Here is a 16,367-nt window from a genome sequence, read left to right as displayed (position 1 = left end):
TTGACCGACTTCATCTCATCACAGGAGGACCTCATGGGCGGACTGCTCGAGGGAAAGACCATTCTCGTCACCGGCATCATCACGGACTCGTCGATCGCGTTTCACACGGCACGGGTCGCGCAGGAGCAGGGCGCCAATGTGATCATCACCGGATTCGATCGGCTCCGGCTCATCGACCGGATCGCGCAGCGCCTTCCGCAACCGGTCAAGCCTGCCATTTCGCTCAACGTCCAGGACGAGGACGATCTCGCCGCGCTCGCCGAGCGTGTTCGTGAAGTCGCCCCGCAGGGGATCGACGGCGTCGTGCACTCCATTGCATTCGCGCCGCGTTCGTGCCTGGGCAACCCGTTCCTCGACGCCCCCTGGACCGATGTCGCCCAGGCGCTGGAGGTATCGGCATACTCTTACGCCGCATTGGCGAAGGCACTGCTTCCGGTCCTCAACGACAACGCGTCGATCGTCGGCATGGACTTCGACCCGGCGCGCGCGGTCCCGTTCTACAACTGGATGGGCGTATCGAAGGCCACCCTCGAATCGGTCAACCGTTTCGTGGCGAAGGAGGTCGGCGGCCGCGGCATCCGATCCAACCTGGTCGCTGCGGGCCCGATCAAGACTCTGGCGGCAAAGGCGATCGCCGGGACTGCGACGGGACCGGCCGACGAGATGAACAAGCTCAACGCGGCATGGGACGAGCGCGCCCCCATCGGCTGGAACGTGGACGACCCGGAACCCGTGGCCAAGACCGTCTGCACGGTGCTCTCGGACTGGCTGCCCGCCACCACCGCCTCGATCGTCTACGTGGACGGTGGCGCCCACGCCATGGCGGGCTGAGCGAGGCTCGAGCATCTCGGACCCGAACTCTCACCCCCGCAGCGACAGCACTCAGGAGATGGACGGCATGAACGCCACGCCCGCACCGGGTCGAGTCGACAAGCACGGACTCGGTGTCGACGCACTCCTGGTGTTGTCGTTCGGGGGGCCCGAGAAGCCCGAGGACGTGCGGCCCTTCCTGGAGAATGTCACCCGGGGTAGGGGGGTGCCACCCGAACGACTCGACGCCGTGGTCGAGCACTACATGCATTTCGGGGGAGTTTCGCCGATCAACCGGTTGAACCGCGACATCATCGAACGCATCGAGTCAGAGTTCGCCGGTGCTGCAACGAATGTGCCGGTCTACTTCGGCAACCGGAACTGGCACCCCATGGTCGAGGACACCGTGGCACGAATGCGCTCGGACGGGGTCCGATCGGCCCTGGTGTTTCCCACCTCGGCATGGGGCGGATACTCGGGATGCCGTCAGTATCACGAGGACATCGTCCGTGCTCGGGAAGCGGTGGGCGAAGGCGCACCCGAGTTGACGAAGCTGCGGCAGTACTACGATCATCCACTGCTCATCGCAGCGTTCGCCGACGCAGTTCGCGCCGCCCGTCGGGGCTTGTCGTCCGACGTCCGTGACGGAGCGCGGCTGGTCTTCACCGCACATTCGGTGCCCGTCTCGGCCGACGTGGCGGCCGGCCCGATCGACTCGGGAGGGCGGCTGTACAGCCGACAGGTGTCGGAGGCTGCTGCTCTCGTCGCTGATGCGGTCGGAATCGCCGACTTCGATCTGGTGTGGCAGTCCCGGTCCGGCCCGCCACACATTCCGTGGCTCGAACCGGACATCTGCGATCATCTCGACGTGCTCGCGGAGCAGAACACGGCGGCCGTGATCGTGTGCCCGGTCGGATTCGTGTCGGATCACCTCGAAGTGGTGTGGGACCTCGACACCGAGGCCGCGGACAAGGCGGGCGACCTCGGCATGGAACTCGCGCGGGTCGCCACCCCAGGAACCGACGAGCGATTCGCGCGCATGGTTCGCGAGCTGGTCGACGAGCACCGTGCCGGAGGTCCGCCGCGGCGCCTGGGCCGGGAACCGCTGCTCGGCGCAACCGCCAACGGCTTGCCGTGCGGGAGCGGCTGCTGCGCGCCGCCCCTCAGAACGACTGGACGGCCTTCGTCGTCGAATTGACGGCGGCGGCGCGCGCCCGGAGCACCGAGGACCGTAACGGACGCAACACCTCGGTGAGCGTGCCCGCTCCGGTGCTGAGCGGGTCGACCGGCGACAAGCGCTCTGCGGCGACCAGAATCGCCTGCACACGATCCGCCGAATCGAGAACTCGAAGAGCACGCGACGAGGTGGAGTCAGGGTAGCGGTGCCGGGTGACGTGGGCCAGCGCCTCGGCGATCGTGTCGCGTGGGTCTGCAGTGGCCTTCGCGACAGCCTGCAGCCGAGTGATCGCCTCGGCGGCTTCCCTGGTCGCTTCCCGCATCAGGTACTCGGCCTCACCGAGCGGGAGCTCGTGCGTATCGAGCGGAATGTCGGAGACGGTGAACGCGGTCCACCGCAGCACGTCCGGCCCTTCTCGGGTGGGGACCAGTCCGGTGCCGGTCGTGCCCGGCTTGCCGACGAGGATGCCTTCGCCCGCGGCGACGGCCGCCGTCGCGAACGGTGTTCCTCCGGGCAACCCCCGGACGTCCCCTGGCTCGGGTAGCACGAGACGAAGACCGGAGTCCGCGCCGTGGTCGCGACGAAGAGTGTGCAGCAGCGCCGCGGCACCCGAATTCTGAGGATCCGGCCAGGGTAGCCCCGTACGGCCGGCGGTCACGGCATCACCCGCGCGCACCAGATGCATCGGCGCCCATTCGTGCAGGGCGTCGATGACGTCGTCTGGTGCCGTTCTGCCGTGAAGCCAGGAACCGGCCCACACAGTCAGAGTTGCGCTCGGGGAGGTCACGATCATCGAGCATATGTCGGCGTGGCGGCGTGTGGCGAACATCGAGCTGACATAGCGTGGTCGGCCATGACCCGAGGCGACAGATACGGCGACATCTTCGCGGGGCACCCGCGCAAACGGAAGGCCCCTGCTCCCACGGTGGCCGCGGAACGCGACCTCGTGGTGGAGGATGCTGCCACGGGCTTCTGCGGTGCCGTCGTCGGCTTCGAGAAAACGTACGACGGTGACTTCGTGCGCCTCGAGGATGCTGGACGTCGTACCCGAATCTTCGCCATGCGTGAAGCGGCCTTTCTCATCGACGGCACACCGGTGACGCTGACGAAGCCGGCAGCTCGGCCGGCCGCCGCGCGTTCCACCCGTTCCGCGTCGGGTTCCACCCGAGTGGAGGGAATGCGGGCACGTACTGCGCGAGCCAGTCGCATCTGGGTGGAGGGAGTCCACGATGCTGCGCTCGTCGAGCGAGTGTGGGGGCACGATCTACGGGTCGAAGGGGTCGTCGTCGAGCATCTCGAGGGACTGGACAACCTGGCCGAGCGTCTGGCGGAGTTTCGTCCAGGACCCGGTCGACGCGTCGGCGTGTTGGTCGATCATCTGGTAACCGGGTCGAAGGAATCGGCACTGACGACGGGACTGGGACCGAATGTGCTCGTGACCGGACACCCCTTCATCGACGTGTGGGAAGCAGTTCGCCCGTCGGCAGTCGGAATCGACGAATGGCCGAAGATTCCGCGAGGAATCGACTGGAAAACAGGCGTGTGCGACCATCTGGGCTGGGGAAATCCCCGGGATGGGTGGCGCCGCGTGTACTCGGCGGTGAACACGTTCCGGGACCTCGAGGCACCCCTGATCGGTGCTGTGGAGCAGCTCGTGGACTTCGTCACCGTCGATTCTGGTGATTCTGGTTAGATGGTGTTGTGGCTGCATTGATTTGGTTGGTAGCGGGGGTGTTTCTCGCCGCAGCGGAAGTGTTGACCGGAGATTTCTTTCTTCTGATGCTCGCGGGCGGCGCGCTCTCGGCGGCAGGCGTGAGTGCAGTCACCGATTTCCCGGTATGGGGGGATGCGATCGTCTTCGCGATCGTGTCCATCGGACTTCTGGTGGTGGTACGTCCGATGCTGCTGCGTCGGTTTGCGAACCCGCCGGCGCTCCCGACGGGTATCGACGCACTGGAGGGAAAGCAGGCGTTGGTTCTCGAAGAGGTGGGGATGCACGAAGGCCAGGTGAAGTTGGACGGTGAGGTATGGACCGCACGACCCCTGGACACCACCGAGGTCTACCCGCGGGGATCGACCGTGACCGTTATGGAAATTGACGGCGCAACAGCCGTCGTATGGAGGGGACCTTAGATGGAAGCACTCATAGTGCTTGTCGTGCTCGTGTTGTTCGTTGCCGTAGTGGTGGCGAAGTCGGTGGCTCTGGTGCCGCAGGCGGAAGCGGCAGTGATCGAGCGACTGGGCCGGTACGCCCGGACCGCGTCCGGGCAGCTGACCTTTCTCATTCCGTTCGTGGATCGCATCCGCGCCAAGGTGGACCTGCGTGAGCGTGTCGTGTCGTTCGCGCCGCAGGCCGTGATCACCCAGGACAACCTGACGTTGTCGATCGACACCGTGGTGTACTTCCGGGTCACCAACCCGCAGGCAGCGGTCTACGAGATCAGCAACTACATCGCGGCGGTGGAACAGTTGACCACGACGACGCTGCGCAACGTGGTCGGCGGGATGACCCTGGAGGAAACGCTCACATCGCGTGATTCGATCAACGGTCAGCTTCGGGTCGTCCTCGACGAGGCGACAGGCCGCTGGGGCCTTCGCGTTGCGCGTGTGGAGCTCAAGAGCATCGATCCGCCGCCGTCCATTCAGGATTCGATGGAAAAGCAGATGAAGGCAGATCGCGAGAAGCGCGCAATGATCTTGACCGCCGAGGGGCATCGCGAATCGGCGATCAAGACGGCCGAGGGTGACAAGCAGAGCCGCATCCTCGAGGCAGAGGGCGCCAAGCAGGCGTCGATTCTGGACGCAGAAGGTGAACGGCAATCGCAGATTCTGCGGGCTCAGGGTGATCGAGCGGCGAAATACCTGCAAGCGCAGGGTGAAGCCAAGGCTATCGAGAAGGTCTTTGCCGCAATCAAGTCCGGGAAGCCCACACCCGAACTGCTTGCCTACCAGTACCTCCAGACCCTGCCCGAGATGGCACAGGGCGATGCGAACAAGGTCTGGCTGGTACCGAGCGATTTCGGTGACGCTCTCAAGGGATTCGCCAAGACCCTCGGTGCACCCGGCGACGATGGGGTGTTTCGGTACGAGCCGTCGACGTCGAACGACGATGCACCGAAGCCGGAAGACGATTCCGAAGAAGTGGCGGAGTGGTTCGAGACCAAGTCCGACCCGGCGATCGCACAGGCCGTCCGCGCTGCGGAAGATGTTGCGCGCCAGCCGGTTACCGACCCGTTGAAGCGGCGTTCGTCGACTCGGGCTTCGGCTGCCACCGAACAGCCCGGGCAGGGGCAGCTGCCGCCTCGGCAAGATCAGCCCCAGTTCGGAGTTCAGGCGCCTCCCGAGCATCACGAGAATCCGACGCAGCAGTAGGCGAGTCGGCGGAGCAGCTCGTACGACAGGGCCCTGATCGCGCTACGTGATCAGGGCCCTGCCTGTTCCGCACACGGCAAGGGCCCAGAGGACACTGGTGAACGTGCCGATGATGAACTGCTCCGAGGCGTGAAGTTCGCGAAGTTCCGGGTACCGGGCGAGGCCTTTGACCGCCAGAACCACGGCAATGCCCTCGGGCCAAGCCGCGAGAACAGAGACCGCTACGGCTATGCGTTCGAGCAGTCCGATGATGCGACCACCGCGCAGGCGGGGAACGCTCGCGGGTTCGGTGGTCATGAGTCCGGTGATGGGTGTCGGGTTTCCTGTGTCCGACTGCCGACGGGCGAGCTTGAAGGCGGCCAGTACCAGCGGCCCTCCACCGGTAGCGGCGGCGGTGACACACAGGACGAGAGTGGCGGCGAGTGCGACTCCCGTGACAGGTTCGACTGCGGTTGCCGCCAGGGCGGAGGTTGCGAGTGCGGCAGTGGCCACGACGGGGGAGACCCATGCCGGTGCCCGTGCAGTGAGGGCGAATGGCGACAACGCTGCGATGCCCAGTGCGGCGAGCGAGAGAACAATCATGAGTCCGCCTTGTTCAGGAGTCGTTCGGCCAGCCGTCGGCCCGCGACCTCGAGTTGCCAGCCTGCTGTGGACAGGCGTTGCGATACCGCCTGTTTGCTGATGTCGAGCGCCCGCGCGGTCTCGGTCTGGGTAAGGCCGCGGCGTACGCGACCGACCGCCTCGCGGCCCTCGTTCGATCTGCGTGCCACCAGCACGGAAACGAATGTGAGCGCAGTGTCGGCGTCTGCGGCGGCATCGGGGTCGTCGCTTTCGACGGCAATGCGCCCCGGCGTGCCCTTGGCGCGTTCGACAGCGAGACGGGCTGCTTCGAACGCCGGTCCGCGTCCTGCGCGCGTTTCTTCGGGGAGGGGGTGCTGGACGGATCCCACCCCGATTCCGACACTCCAGTTCTGGCGTTCCACCAGATCCACCGCGATATCCACCACACTGCGTGCGTCTGCGACCACGGCTTGAACCTCGTCGCCGGCTGTGCGCTGAAAGGGTCGGAGGAGTCCTGCACCGCCTTCATGACCGGCATCCGGGTACGTGGAGTTCATGGCGTCCACAAGATCCTGAACTCGGTCGACGTCGCGGCGACTGCCTCGTTGGTCGACAGTGAGAACGAACATGAGTAAAGGCTACAAACTAGATCTTGCAGAGTCAATGCTCTTGACTTGACTATTGGTAATCAAGTTTCAAACCTTGACTGAACTGATGCTCGGTGGGGTGGGAACCTCCACAGCGGCAGTCCTCACCGGACGTTTGGTATCGATCACCAATCCGAGAATCCCCACCGCAATGCACACAGCCGACACCGCCAGCATGGCCGGATTCGTATCTCCCGTCAGTGCATCGCCGAGTACCACCATTCCGATCGTGCCCGGCAAAGTGCCGATCACGGTGGCGACGACGTAGGGAACCAACCGGATGGAGGAGACGCCACAGCAGTAGTTGAGCACCGAAAACGGCACGAACGCGATGAGTCGCAACGAGCCGACCGCAAGCCAGCCGCGTTGCGCGATACGTTCGTCCACTCGCCGCACGGAGGGGCTCGAGATGCGCTGCCAAACCGCGTCGCGACCGACGGCCCGAACGATGTACAAGGCGACGATCGCGCTCACGGCAGAGGCGCCCACCGCCAACGTGACGCCCCACCATGCACCGAACAGGAGTCCGGCACTCAGCGTGAAGACTGTTCGTGGGAAGGGAAGCACCGTCACCAGCGCATGAATCACGAAGAAGACGGTGGGGAACATCGGCCCCACCGAGTCGGCCCACTCCCGAATCTGTAGCACAGAGGGGAGTGGCACGAATACGACCACGAGGAAGAGGGCGGCCACGAGGACTACGCTGCCGATCAGCCTGCGGTCACCGAGGCGTTTGGTCACGGTAGAACAGATTACCTGCTGGGTCTATCCGCGACTTCGACGACGAAACACCCTTCGATGACGAGGTGGGTAGCACGGTTCCAGAAGGGGGATCTACCACGCCGAATGCAACATGAGCAGATCCTCATGATGGCGCCGAATGTGATGCGGCTAGCATCACAGCAAAGATCTCGATTTCGACAGCTCCACGGCTGTGATTCGCCACCGCCGACCCACGACGGAGAGGAAGCCGACACTGTGTCACAAGCGCAGAACGTGTCACCAGCTTCGGTAACAGACGATGATGCTCGTGCCTACGAGAAGTGGCAACAGGGCGTAGCGGGCGTTCTCGCCAAGACACGCCGCGTCGAAGCGGCCGAACTTGGAGACGAACCTCAGAAGCTCCTCGACACCGTCACCTACGACGGTGTGACGCTTTCGCCGCTCTACAGTCCGCGTGACGAGCTTCCGGAGCCTCCGCTACCCGGCACACATCCGTACGTCCGGGGCGGCGACGCCACGAGAGACGTCAACGTCGGTTGGCTGGTCGCAACCGCCTTCGGTCAGGAGCAAGACGACCCAGCGAATGTCAACACCGCGCTACTCGATTCGCTGGCGAACGGTGTGAGCGCAATCTGGCTTCGCACCGCAGACGCGGCTTCACTCGCTCGGATTCTCGAGGGCGTGTACTTGGATCTCGCCCCGTTGACGCTCGATTCCGGCTCTGCCATCGCCGAGGTGACCGACGCCCTGTACTCGCTGCTCGATGCCCGCGCAGCAGCCGGAGACGGTGTCACCGATCGACGCGCCGTCCGGGTGAATCTCGGTGCCGCACCACTGACGAGCGAGTACGCCGGACGTGCCGATGTGGACCTGGAGACGGCGGCAACCCTTGCGGTCGGTGCGGCGGCACGCTCCGAGCAGGTGCGGGCGATCACGGTCGACGGAACGGTCTTCCACAACGCGGGCGCGTCCGACTCGGAGGAACTCGGCACCACGATCGCGGCCGGCGTCGAATATCTTCGGACCTTGACCGGTCGTGATCTGACGATCTCGGAGGCGCTGGGTCAGTTGGGCTTCCGGTTGGCTGCCACCGACGATCAGTTTCAGACCATTGCGAAGTTCCGTGCGGCCAGAATCGTCTGGGCGCGTATCGCCGAGGCTTGTGGCGCCCCCGACGCCGGCAATGCCCCGCAGCACGCCGTGACCTCTGCCGCCATGATGGCGCAGCGCGACCCATGGGTGAACATGTTGCGCACCACGCTCGCCGCTTTCGGTGCTGGCGTCGGTGGCGCAGATGCCGTGACAGTGCTCCCTTTCGACTCGGCCCTACCCGGCGGGGCGCCGGGGGTGTCGAAGTCGTTCGCCTCGAGGGTTGCTCGCAACACTCAGCTGCTTCTCCTCGAAGAATCCCATCTGGGGCGAGTCATCGACCCGGCCGGTGGCTCCTGGTATGTCGAGGACCTCACACAGCAGATCGCGCAGAAGGCGTGGGAGTTCTTCCAGGAAATCGAGGCGGCGGGCGGATACGCAGCAGCCTCCGAATCGGGACTCGTCTCTGCGCGGATCGGAGCGACCCGCACAACCCGTGAGCGCGACATCGCCCACCGTGCGACGACGGTTACGGGCGTCAACGAATTCCCGAACCTGGCCGAGGCACCTCTACCCCCCGGAGCGGCCGACCAGGACCCGTCTGTTGCGCGCTACGCAGCGGCCTTCGAGCGCCTTCGCGACCGTTCCGACGCCCATCTCGCCGCGCACGGCGTACGGCCGAAGGTTCTTCTTGCTCCCCTCGGCCCGGTGGCGGAACACAATGTCCGCACTACGTTCAGTACCAATCTGCTTGCCGCCGGTGGTATCGAGGCGGTCGATCCCGGGCCGTTGAGTATCGGTACCGGAAGCATCTCCGGTGCAGTGGAGAGCGCGGGCGCCACCGTCGCACTGCTGTGCGGTACCGACAAGCGTTACGACGACGAGGCGGTCGCCGCTGTCGATGAGTTGCGGAGGGCGGGCGTCGGCACCGTCCTTCTCGCCGGCCGGGAAAGGCTCTTCGCCGATATCGAGTCGAACCAACGCCCGGACGGATTCGTGACGGCCAAGATCGATGCGGTCACGGTGCTCGCGGACCTTCTCGACACTCTCGGTGCCCCTACCAGCGATACGGGCTCCACCAGCGATACAGGGAGCAACAAGTGACCACACGCGACGTAAAGCACGCGATCGGCAGTTTCGCCGACGTACCGTTGGTCGACCCGCACTCGCCGTCCCCGGAGGCGCCGACGGCGGATCGGTCCGAATCGTTCGTCCGCGAGGCGGCTGCGGCGCATCAGTATTCGCCGGAGCAGGTTGTCTGGTCGACTCCCGAGGGGATCGACGTCAAGCCCGTGTACACGAAAGCGGACCGGGATTCCGTCGCCGCCGAGGGATACCCGCTGGGCAGCTTCCCCGGGGCCGCGCCGTATCTGCGTGGCCCTTACCCGACCATGTACGTCAATCAGCCGTGGACGATTCGTCAGTACGCGGGCTTCTCCACGGCGGCAGAGTCCAACGCCTTCTACCGGCGCAATCTCGCCGCCGGACAGAAGGGTCTGTCGGTGGCGTTCGACCTCGCCACGCACCGCGGCTACGACTCGGACCACCCGCGTGTGCAGGGTGACGTCGGTATGGCCGGTGTGGCGATCGACTCCATCCTCGACATGCGCCAGCTGTTCGACCACATTCCGCTCGACAAGGTCAGCGTGTCGATGACAATGAACGGCGCCGTGCTGCCGATCCTGGCGCTGTACGTGGTGGCCGCCGAGGAGCAGGGTGTCGCGCCCGAACAGCTGGCCGGAACCATTCAGAACGACATTCTGAAGGAGTTCATGGTCCGCAACACCTACATCTATCCACCCAAGCCGTCCATGCGGATCATCTCGGACATCTTTGCCTACACCAGCGCGAAGATGCCCAAGTTCAACTCCATCTCGATTTCGGGATATCACATCCAAGAGGCCGGAGCCACAGCGGATCTGGAGCTCGCGTACACGCTCGCCGATGGTGTCGAATACATTCGTGCCGGTCTCGACGCCGGAATGGAGATCGACAAGTTCGCGCCGCGCCTGTCGTTCTTCTGGGCCATCGGAATGAATTTCTTCATGGAGGTCGCCAAGCTGCGTGCCGGCCGGCTCCTGTGGAGCGAGCTCGTCGCGAAGTTCGAGCCCAAGACCGCGAAATCGCTGTCGCTGCGCACTCACTCGCAAACGTCGGGATGGTCGCTCACCGCGCAGGACGTGTACAACAATGTCTCACGGACGTGTGTCGAGGCAATGGCAGCCACGCAGGGCCACACTCAGTCCCTGCACACCAACGCCCTCGACGAAGCACTCGCGCTACCGACCGACTTCTCCGCCCGTATCGCCCGAAACACGCAGCTGTTGCTGCAGCAGGAGTCGGGAACGGTACGCCCGATCGACCCGTGGGGTGGATCGCACTACGTCGAGTGGCTCACGCACCAGTTGGCCGACAAGGCGCGGGCGCATATTGCCGAGGTCGAGGAAGCCGGCGGCATGGCGCAAGCGATCAGTGAGGGCATTCCCAAGCTGCGTATCGAAGAAGCCGCTGCCCGCACGCAGGCCCGCATCGACTCCGGACGCCAACCGCTGGTGGGCGTGAACAAGTACATTCCCGACGAAGAGGACCAGATCGAGGTCCTCAAGGTCGAGAACTCGCGAGTGCGCAAAGAGCAGCTCGAAAAGCTCGACAAGCTGCGGGCGGAGCGCGATTCGGATGCTGTGGAGGCGGCACTTGCGAATCTCACCCGCGCTGCTGGTGAGACGAACGGGGGCATGGACGACAACCTCCTCGCTCTTGCCGTCGATGCTGCCCGTGCCAAGGCGACGGTCGGTGAGATCTCGGAGGCCCTGGAAAAGGTCTACGGTCGACATCAGGCCGAGATTCGGACCATCAGCGGCGTGTATCGCGATGAAGCAGGGAAGGCCGACAACATCACCAAGGCAACAGATCTCGTCGAGAAGTTCGCGGAGGACGAGGGTCGCCGTCCGCGTGTGCTCATCGCCAAGATGGGACAGGACGGCCACGACCGCGGCCAGAAGGTGATTGCCACCGCATTCGCCGACATCGGATTCGACGTGGACGTCGGACCGTTGTTCCAGACACCGGAGGAGGTTGCCGCTCAGGCTGCCGACAACGACGTGCACGTCGTCGGCGTGTCCTCGCTGGCGGCCGGCCATCTCACGCTGGTGCCCGCACTGCGCAAAGCTTTGGCGCAGGTGGGACGCCCGGACATCATGATCGTGGTCGGCGGCGTCATCCCGCCAGGAGACTTCGACGAGTTGTACGAGGCGGGTGCGGCGGCGATCTTCCCACCGGGAACGGTGATCGCCGATGCCGCCACCGGTCTGCTCGAGAAGTTGTCTGCTCAGCTCGGACACGACTCGAGCGGTATCACGGACTGACGATGGGACGACCAGTCGATATCGTTGCCCTCGCCCGAGCGGTACGCGCCAACGAGCGTGCCGGGTTGGCGAGGGCGATCACCCTCCTCGAATCCTCCAGAACCGATCATCGCGACGCGGCTCAGCAGCTTCTGCTCGACCTACTGCCCGAAGCCGGTAATGCCCACCGGGTGGGGATCACCGGCGTTCCGGGCGTCGGAAAATCGACCTTCATCGATGCGCTCGGAATGTATCTGATCGAGAAGGGGCACCGCGTTGCCGTTCTCGCGGTCGACCCGTCGTCGACGCGGACAGGGGGTTCGATCCTCGGCGACAAGACCCGCATGGGCCGCCTCACCGCCGAGAAGAACGCGTACATCAGGCCGTCACCCACGTCGGGCACTCTCGGCGGCGTGGCGAAAGCCACCCGAGAGTCGATCGTTCTGCTCGAGGCCGCCGGTTTCGACGTGATTCTCGTCGAAACCGTCGGTGTCGGACAATCCGAGGTGACCGTGGCGAACATGGTGGACAGTTTCTGCTTCCTCACGCTGGCGCGGACCGGCGATCAGTTGCAGGGCATCAAGAAGGGTGTCCTCGAACTGGCCGACCTCGTGGCCGTGAACAAGGCCGACGGCAAACACGAGCGTGAAGCGAAAGGCGCTGCCCGCGAGCTTGCGGGTGCACTCCACCTGATCCATCCGCACGACGCCGTCTGGGTTCCCCCGGTCCTCACCATGAGCGGACTCGAAGGAGTAGGTCTCGAAGAGTTCTGGGACACCGTCCGAAAGCACCGGGAGGTTCTCGAGGCGGCGGGAATGTTCGAGGAGAATCGCCGCCGCCAACAGGTGGAGTGGACGTGGACCATGGTCAACGACCAGGTGCTGCGCAGGCTTTCGTCGAATCCACAGGTTGGGGAGATCAAGGCGAAAGTAGAACAGCAGGTGCGGGACGGGTCACTCACCGCGGCCCTGGCTGCTGCCGAGATTCTGGATGCCTTCGACGGTTCGACCGCGTCAGCCGACTGATTTCGCGAATCGACCTACGCGGTCGATGAGATCGTCGAAGAACTTCGCGGGGTCGGTGGCCACGGCAATGTCCACATTGGGCTCACGATTCCAGTGCCGTGCCCAATCGGCCACTGTGGTGCCGCGCGTGAGGCGACCGTGCAGTTCTACGTCGACTGTGGCCGGGCGGGTGCGCACGATCGTCGGATCCAAGGCCACTGCGGCAGCGAAGGGGTCGTGCATGTGCGCGAGGAATCCCTGGTCGTGGGTTCGGTGGAAGTCCATGTAGAACCGAATCGCATCGGAGAGGTGCCGGATCACCGTGTTGTCTGCGGTCGAGCGAGTCTCCGAAGTGTCGGCGGGAGATACGATCTCGGTGGGGCTACTCCCGGCGGCGTCTGCCAGTCGCCTTAGATGCTCGGGGCGCATCTCGATCGTTTCGGTGACATCCAGCCCGCACAGAATCGGCCGGCGACCCTCCGGCAGGTCGGAGAAGGCGTCGAATACTTCCTTCGCGGCTTCCGGATCGACCGAGATGTTCCATTCGGTCGTGGGGGTGGTGTTGCCGGGATGGTTGAACGCACCGCCCATCACCACGAGGCGATGCAGAAACTGGGGGAGTCGGGGCTCCTCCCGAAGCGCGAGAGCAAGGTTGGTCAGTGGCCCGGTCACCAGGCCGACCACCTCACCGGGATGCTCGCGCACCAGGTTCACCCAGAGCGCGGTGGCGTCGCGATCGGACAGTCGACGCTGCGAGGTGGGGAGGACAGCGTGACCGATTCCCTGCGGGCCATGGGTGTCCTCCGTGGTGCGCAGCGGACACTCGAGCGGTACCCGAGCACCTACCGCAACTTCGATATCGGGCGCCGAACACAGATCCAGCCAGTTCAAATTGTTGGCCGCAACCTGTTCGACAGGTACGTTTCCGGCGGTACAAGCGATGCCCAGAATCTCCGCCTCGGGGCTGGCGAGCAGGTAGAGCAGCGCCAACGAGTCGTCGATGCCGGTATCGACGTCGAGAATCACACGCGTGCGGGTTTCGAGCGTCACAGGTCCATACTGCCTGAACGGTGCTGAGCGGGTCAGTTAGGTCACGCGCTGGTCGAACTGCTCCAGAACCAGAGGCCAGGCCGCCTCGTGCGCGCTGCGGGTGTCCTCGCTGGGGAATCCGGTGTGCGTCAGTCGAATGTGGGTGCCGGTGCCCTCGGGGGTCAACTCGACGGTGACGACGGTCTCTGCCCCGTCGGTCCCCGAGTTCATCCAGGTCATCTCGACGAGTCGAGAACGATGCAGGCGCAGGAAACGGCCGTAGTGCGGTGCGCGGGTGTCCCGATAAACGGTCTCGAAGAAGAACGGAGCGTTGACCTTGGGTGTCATCAGGACCGACCCAGGATGCGCGAACCACGAGTCGAACCGCTCGGTCCAAGCGCGGTATGCCGCCGGGGGCGCTGCGGACACGGACCGCTCGGCGGCCGCGCTCAGCGGGCGGGTCGACAGATCGGGCGGGCAGACAATGGAAGGGTCTTCGTGATGATTCATGTCTACTCCTTGCCGGAAGGAATCACGCTTCCATTCTGGGGGGGTCGCCGTAGTGCCCGAGAAGTATTCGCCTGATCGCTCGCGAGTACTACGGAGGAACCCATCAGCCTGTCTGGAATCCCGAGCCCGCCGACCAAACAGGTGATCTGGTGTCAGAGGGTGGGCCAGTTGGACAGCGTGGAGTCCAGGACGTCGAGGATTCGTGTCCAGCTGGCCTCGGAATCGGGGGCGCTGTGACTGAAACCTCCCCCTGCCTCCAAGCTGGCGTAGCCGTGGAAGATGCTGCCCAACAGTCGAACTGCATGAGTCTGGTCTGGTTCGGTGATGTCGTACCCCCGCAGGATCGCTCGCATCATGTGGGCATGCCTGATGCCTGCACTGGCGGCCGCCGTCTCCGGATCGAGATTCATCCGAGACGCGGTGTACCGGCCGGGGTGCACCCTCGCGTAGTTGCGGTAGACGTTCGCGAAGGCGATCAAGGCGTCGCGGCCGGAGCGGCCGGCCACGGCGTGGGCGCCCTGGTCTGCCATCTCTTCCAGGGCGAGTAGCGCAATCCTGGTTCTGAGGTCGTGGGTGCTCTTGACGTGGGAATACAGGCTTGCTGCCTTGACGTCGAATTGCCGGGCGACTGCGGAAACCGTCACCTGCTCGAATCCGGCCTCGTCGGCCAGCTCCGCCCCCGTCAGAGTGAGTCGTTCCGGTGTCAGTCCCACACGTGCCATGTCTCGATTCCCAACTCGTCGGTCACCGCTCGATTAGCCTATGCGGTGTAGGCAATTTACTATAGGGTATAGCCGCGGTGTCCGTGCCGACCACCGCGGCCGCGATGCCCACACACTGGATACAGGTGAAACCCATGCACAGCCCAACCCAATGGTTTACGTCTGCCATCAACGAGCGCCTGCTGCGAGGCGCCCTCGAACTCGAACGCACCGAGCGCGGCATACTGCCGCACCGCCTGCCCGTTCGCGCGCGCGAGCAATGCGCCGACGGTCAATTGGCGATGGCGGAGGCGCAACCGTCCGGTGTGCGGTTGGCCTTCCGGACCCGGGCGACGACCATCGAACTCGACACGCTGCCCACCAGGCGGATCTACACAGGGGCTCCGCCGCGACCCGACGGAGCGTACGACCTGCGTGTCGACGGTGAGTTGGTCGGTCGCGCGAGTGCTCCGGGCGGCAATACGCTGACCATCGACCTGGCGACGGGAACGGTGCGTCGGCAAGACGGGCCTGTAGGTACCGTCCGTTTCGGGGACCTGCCCGATCGCACCAAGAAGGTCGAGATCTGGTTGCCGCACAACGAGATCACCGAATTGGTCGAATTGCGTACCAACGCCGTGATCGAACCCGTGCCAGAGGAGGGGCGACGGGTGTGGCTGCATCACGGCAGTTCGATCAGTCACGGCTCCGACGCCGCCAGCCCGTCCACCATTTGGCCGGCGCTCGCCGCGTCCGGCGGAGGCGTGGAGTTGATCAATTTGGGGCTGGGCGGCAGTGCCTTGCTCGATCCGTTCACCGCCCGCGCACTGCGCGACACCCCCGCCGACCTGATCAGCGTCAAGATAGGCATCAATCTGGTCAATACCGACGTGATGCGTTTGCGGGCGTTCGTCCCGGCGGTGAACGGTTTCCTCGACACCATCCGCGACGGTCACCCCACCACACCACTGTTGGTTGTCTCGCCCATTCATTGCCCCATTCACGAGGACACACCGGGTCCGGGCGCATTCGACGTCGAAGCGCTGGGTAGGGGAGAGCTGCGATTCGTTGCCACCGGCGATCCCGAGGAACGTGCATCCGGAAAGCTGACGTTGCGCACCATCCGGGAGGAGTTGGCGCGGATCGTGGCGCGGAGGGGGAAGGACGATCCCCATCTGCACTATCTCGACGGGTGCGAGCTCTACGGCGAAGCCGACCACGCGGAGCTGCCGTTACCGGATCAACTTCACCCCGACGCTGCGACCCATCGCATCATCGGTGAACGTTTCGCCAAGCGCGCATTCACCGCCAACGGCGCCTTTGCGCCCGCCTCGGTCGGCTCCTAGCCTTGGAGGAGCGCGCTGCAACGGTCCGCGAGCCGTGTCCGCAGATGTGATGCG

The 16,367-nt window shown here is 64.8% G+C and carries 16 protein-coding genes; 9 read left to right on the top strand and 7 right to left on the bottom strand.

What is annotated here, in order from left to right; all coding sequences use genetic code 11:
• The first annotated feature begins 33 nt into the window (after positions 1-33).
• Together inhA and ACZI8Q_RS00945 are read left to right on the top strand one after the other, a co-directional pair.
• Positions 34-831 carry an NADH-dependent enoyl-ACP reductase InhA gene (inhA, locus tag ACZI8Q_RS00950; protein WP_463371630.1) on the top strand — a complete coding sequence of 266 codons (798 nt, stop codon included), beginning with the start codon at positions 34-36 and terminating at the stop codon, positions 829-831.
• 67 nt (positions 832-898) lie between these two features.
• Positions 899-2,008, top strand: a complete 1,110-nt coding sequence (locus ACZI8Q_RS00945) for a ferrochelatase (protein ID WP_463371629.1) — start codon at positions 899-901, stop codon at positions 2,006-2,008.
• Here the strand turns inward: ACZI8Q_RS00945 and ACZI8Q_RS00940 are convergent.
• On the bottom strand, positions 1,974-2,774 hold the full coding sequence (locus ACZI8Q_RS00940; protein ID WP_463371628.1) for a hypothetical protein: 801 nt from the start codon (positions 2,772-2,774) through the stop codon (positions 1,974-1,976). The genes ACZI8Q_RS00945 and ACZI8Q_RS00940 overlap by 35 nt on opposite strands.
• A 66-nt stretch (positions 2,775-2,840) precedes the next feature.
• Here ACZI8Q_RS00940 and ACZI8Q_RS00935 point away from each other — a divergent pair, with 66 nt between their 5' ends.
• Genes ACZI8Q_RS00935 through ACZI8Q_RS00925 form a run of 3 tightly spaced genes read left to right on the top strand, consistent with a single transcriptional unit; the run spans position 2,841 to position 5,359 of the window.
• A complete protein-coding gene (locus ACZI8Q_RS00935) occupies positions 2,841-3,680 on the top strand; it encodes a DUF3097 domain-containing protein (protein ID WP_463371627.1) in 840 nt (279 codons plus the stop codon).
• 8 nt (positions 3,681-3,688) lie between these two features.
• Entirely contained in the window at positions 3,689-4,120 is a 432-nt protein-coding gene (locus ACZI8Q_RS00930) for an NfeD family protein (RefSeq protein ID WP_463371626.1), read from the top strand.
• On the top strand, positions 4,121-5,359 hold the full coding sequence (locus ACZI8Q_RS00925; protein ID WP_463371625.1) for an SPFH domain-containing protein: 1,239 nt from the start codon (positions 4,121-4,123) through the stop codon (positions 5,357-5,359).
• 42 nt (positions 5,360-5,401) lie between these two features.
• Here ACZI8Q_RS00925 and ACZI8Q_RS00920 read toward each other — a convergent pair whose 3' ends face one another.
• The 3 genes from ACZI8Q_RS00920 to ACZI8Q_RS00910 all read right to left on the bottom strand — a co-directional run bounded on the left by ACZI8Q_RS00920 (position 5,402) and on the right by ACZI8Q_RS00910 (position 7,308).
• A complete protein-coding gene (locus ACZI8Q_RS00920; RefSeq protein WP_463371624.1) occupies positions 5,402-5,941 on the bottom strand; it encodes a hypothetical protein in 540 nt (179 codons plus the stop codon).
• The gene (locus tag ACZI8Q_RS00915) at positions 5,938-6,549 is read right to left on the bottom strand and encodes a hypothetical protein (protein ID WP_463371623.1); all 612 of its coding nucleotides are present in this window, start codon (positions 6,547-6,549) and stop codon (positions 5,938-5,940) included. Before ACZI8Q_RS00915 ends, ACZI8Q_RS00920 begins: the two co-directional genes overlap by 4 nt.
• 66 nt (positions 6,550-6,615) lie before the next feature.
• Positions 6,616-7,308 (bottom strand): TVP38/TMEM64 family protein, encoded by a 693-nt coding sequence (locus ACZI8Q_RS00910; protein ID WP_463371622.1) that lies wholly within the window; start codon positions 7,306-7,308, stop codon positions 6,616-6,618.
• A gap of 255 nt (positions 7,309-7,563) precedes the next feature.
• Between ACZI8Q_RS00910 and ACZI8Q_RS00905 the strand changes: the two genes are divergently transcribed.
• Genes ACZI8Q_RS00905 through meaB form a run of 3 tightly spaced genes read left to right on the top strand, consistent with a single transcriptional unit; the run spans position 7,564 to position 12,748 of the window.
• Positions 7,564-9,483, top strand: a complete 1,920-nt coding sequence (locus ACZI8Q_RS00905; protein WP_463371777.1) for a methylmalonyl-CoA mutase family protein — start codon at positions 7,564-7,566, stop codon at positions 9,481-9,483.
• Entirely contained in the window at positions 9,480-11,744 is a 2,265-nt protein-coding gene (gene scpA / locus ACZI8Q_RS00900) for a methylmalonyl-CoA mutase (protein WP_463371621.1), read from the top strand. The genes ACZI8Q_RS00905 and scpA overlap by 4 nt, the downstream gene beginning before the upstream one ends.
• 2 nt (positions 11,745-11,746) lie before the next feature.
• Positions 11,747-12,748 (top strand): methylmalonyl Co-A mutase-associated GTPase MeaB, encoded by a 1,002-nt coding sequence (gene meaB / locus ACZI8Q_RS00895; RefSeq protein WP_463371620.1) that lies wholly within the window; start codon positions 11,747-11,749, stop codon positions 12,746-12,748.
• Here meaB and ACZI8Q_RS00890 read toward each other — a convergent pair.
• The 3 genes from ACZI8Q_RS00890 to ACZI8Q_RS00880 form a co-directional block, all read right to left on the bottom strand.
• Positions 12,737-13,777: a nucleoside hydrolase gene (locus tag ACZI8Q_RS00890; RefSeq protein ID WP_463371619.1), complete on the bottom strand. Its 1,041-nt coding sequence runs from the start codon at positions 13,775-13,777 to the stop codon at positions 12,737-12,739. The two genes, meaB and ACZI8Q_RS00890, sit on opposite strands and share 12 nt — an antisense overlap.
• A gap of 36 nt (positions 13,778-13,813) precedes the next feature.
• Positions 13,814-14,266, bottom strand: coding sequence for an SRPBCC family protein (locus ACZI8Q_RS00885; protein WP_463371618.1), 453 nt, complete (start codon positions 14,264-14,266; stop codon positions 13,814-13,816).
• Between the two features lie 152 nt (positions 14,267-14,418).
• Entirely contained in the window at positions 14,419-14,988 is a 570-nt protein-coding gene (locus tag ACZI8Q_RS00880) for a TetR/AcrR family transcriptional regulator (RefSeq protein WP_463371617.1), read from the bottom strand.
• Between the two features lie 134 nt (positions 14,989-15,122).
• On the opposite strand from ACZI8Q_RS00880, the gene ACZI8Q_RS00875 reads away from it, so the two are divergent.
• On the top strand, positions 15,123-16,313 hold the full coding sequence (locus ACZI8Q_RS00875) for a GDSL-type esterase/lipase family protein (protein ID WP_463371616.1): 1,191 nt from the start codon (positions 15,123-15,125) through the stop codon (positions 16,311-16,313).
• Positions 16,314-16,367 lie beyond the last annotated feature (54 nt).

The organism is Rhodococcus quanlei, assembly GCF_055231015.1.
Note: the sequence above shows the minus strand (reverse complement) of the source record. Positions and strands in the feature narration are given on the sequence as shown.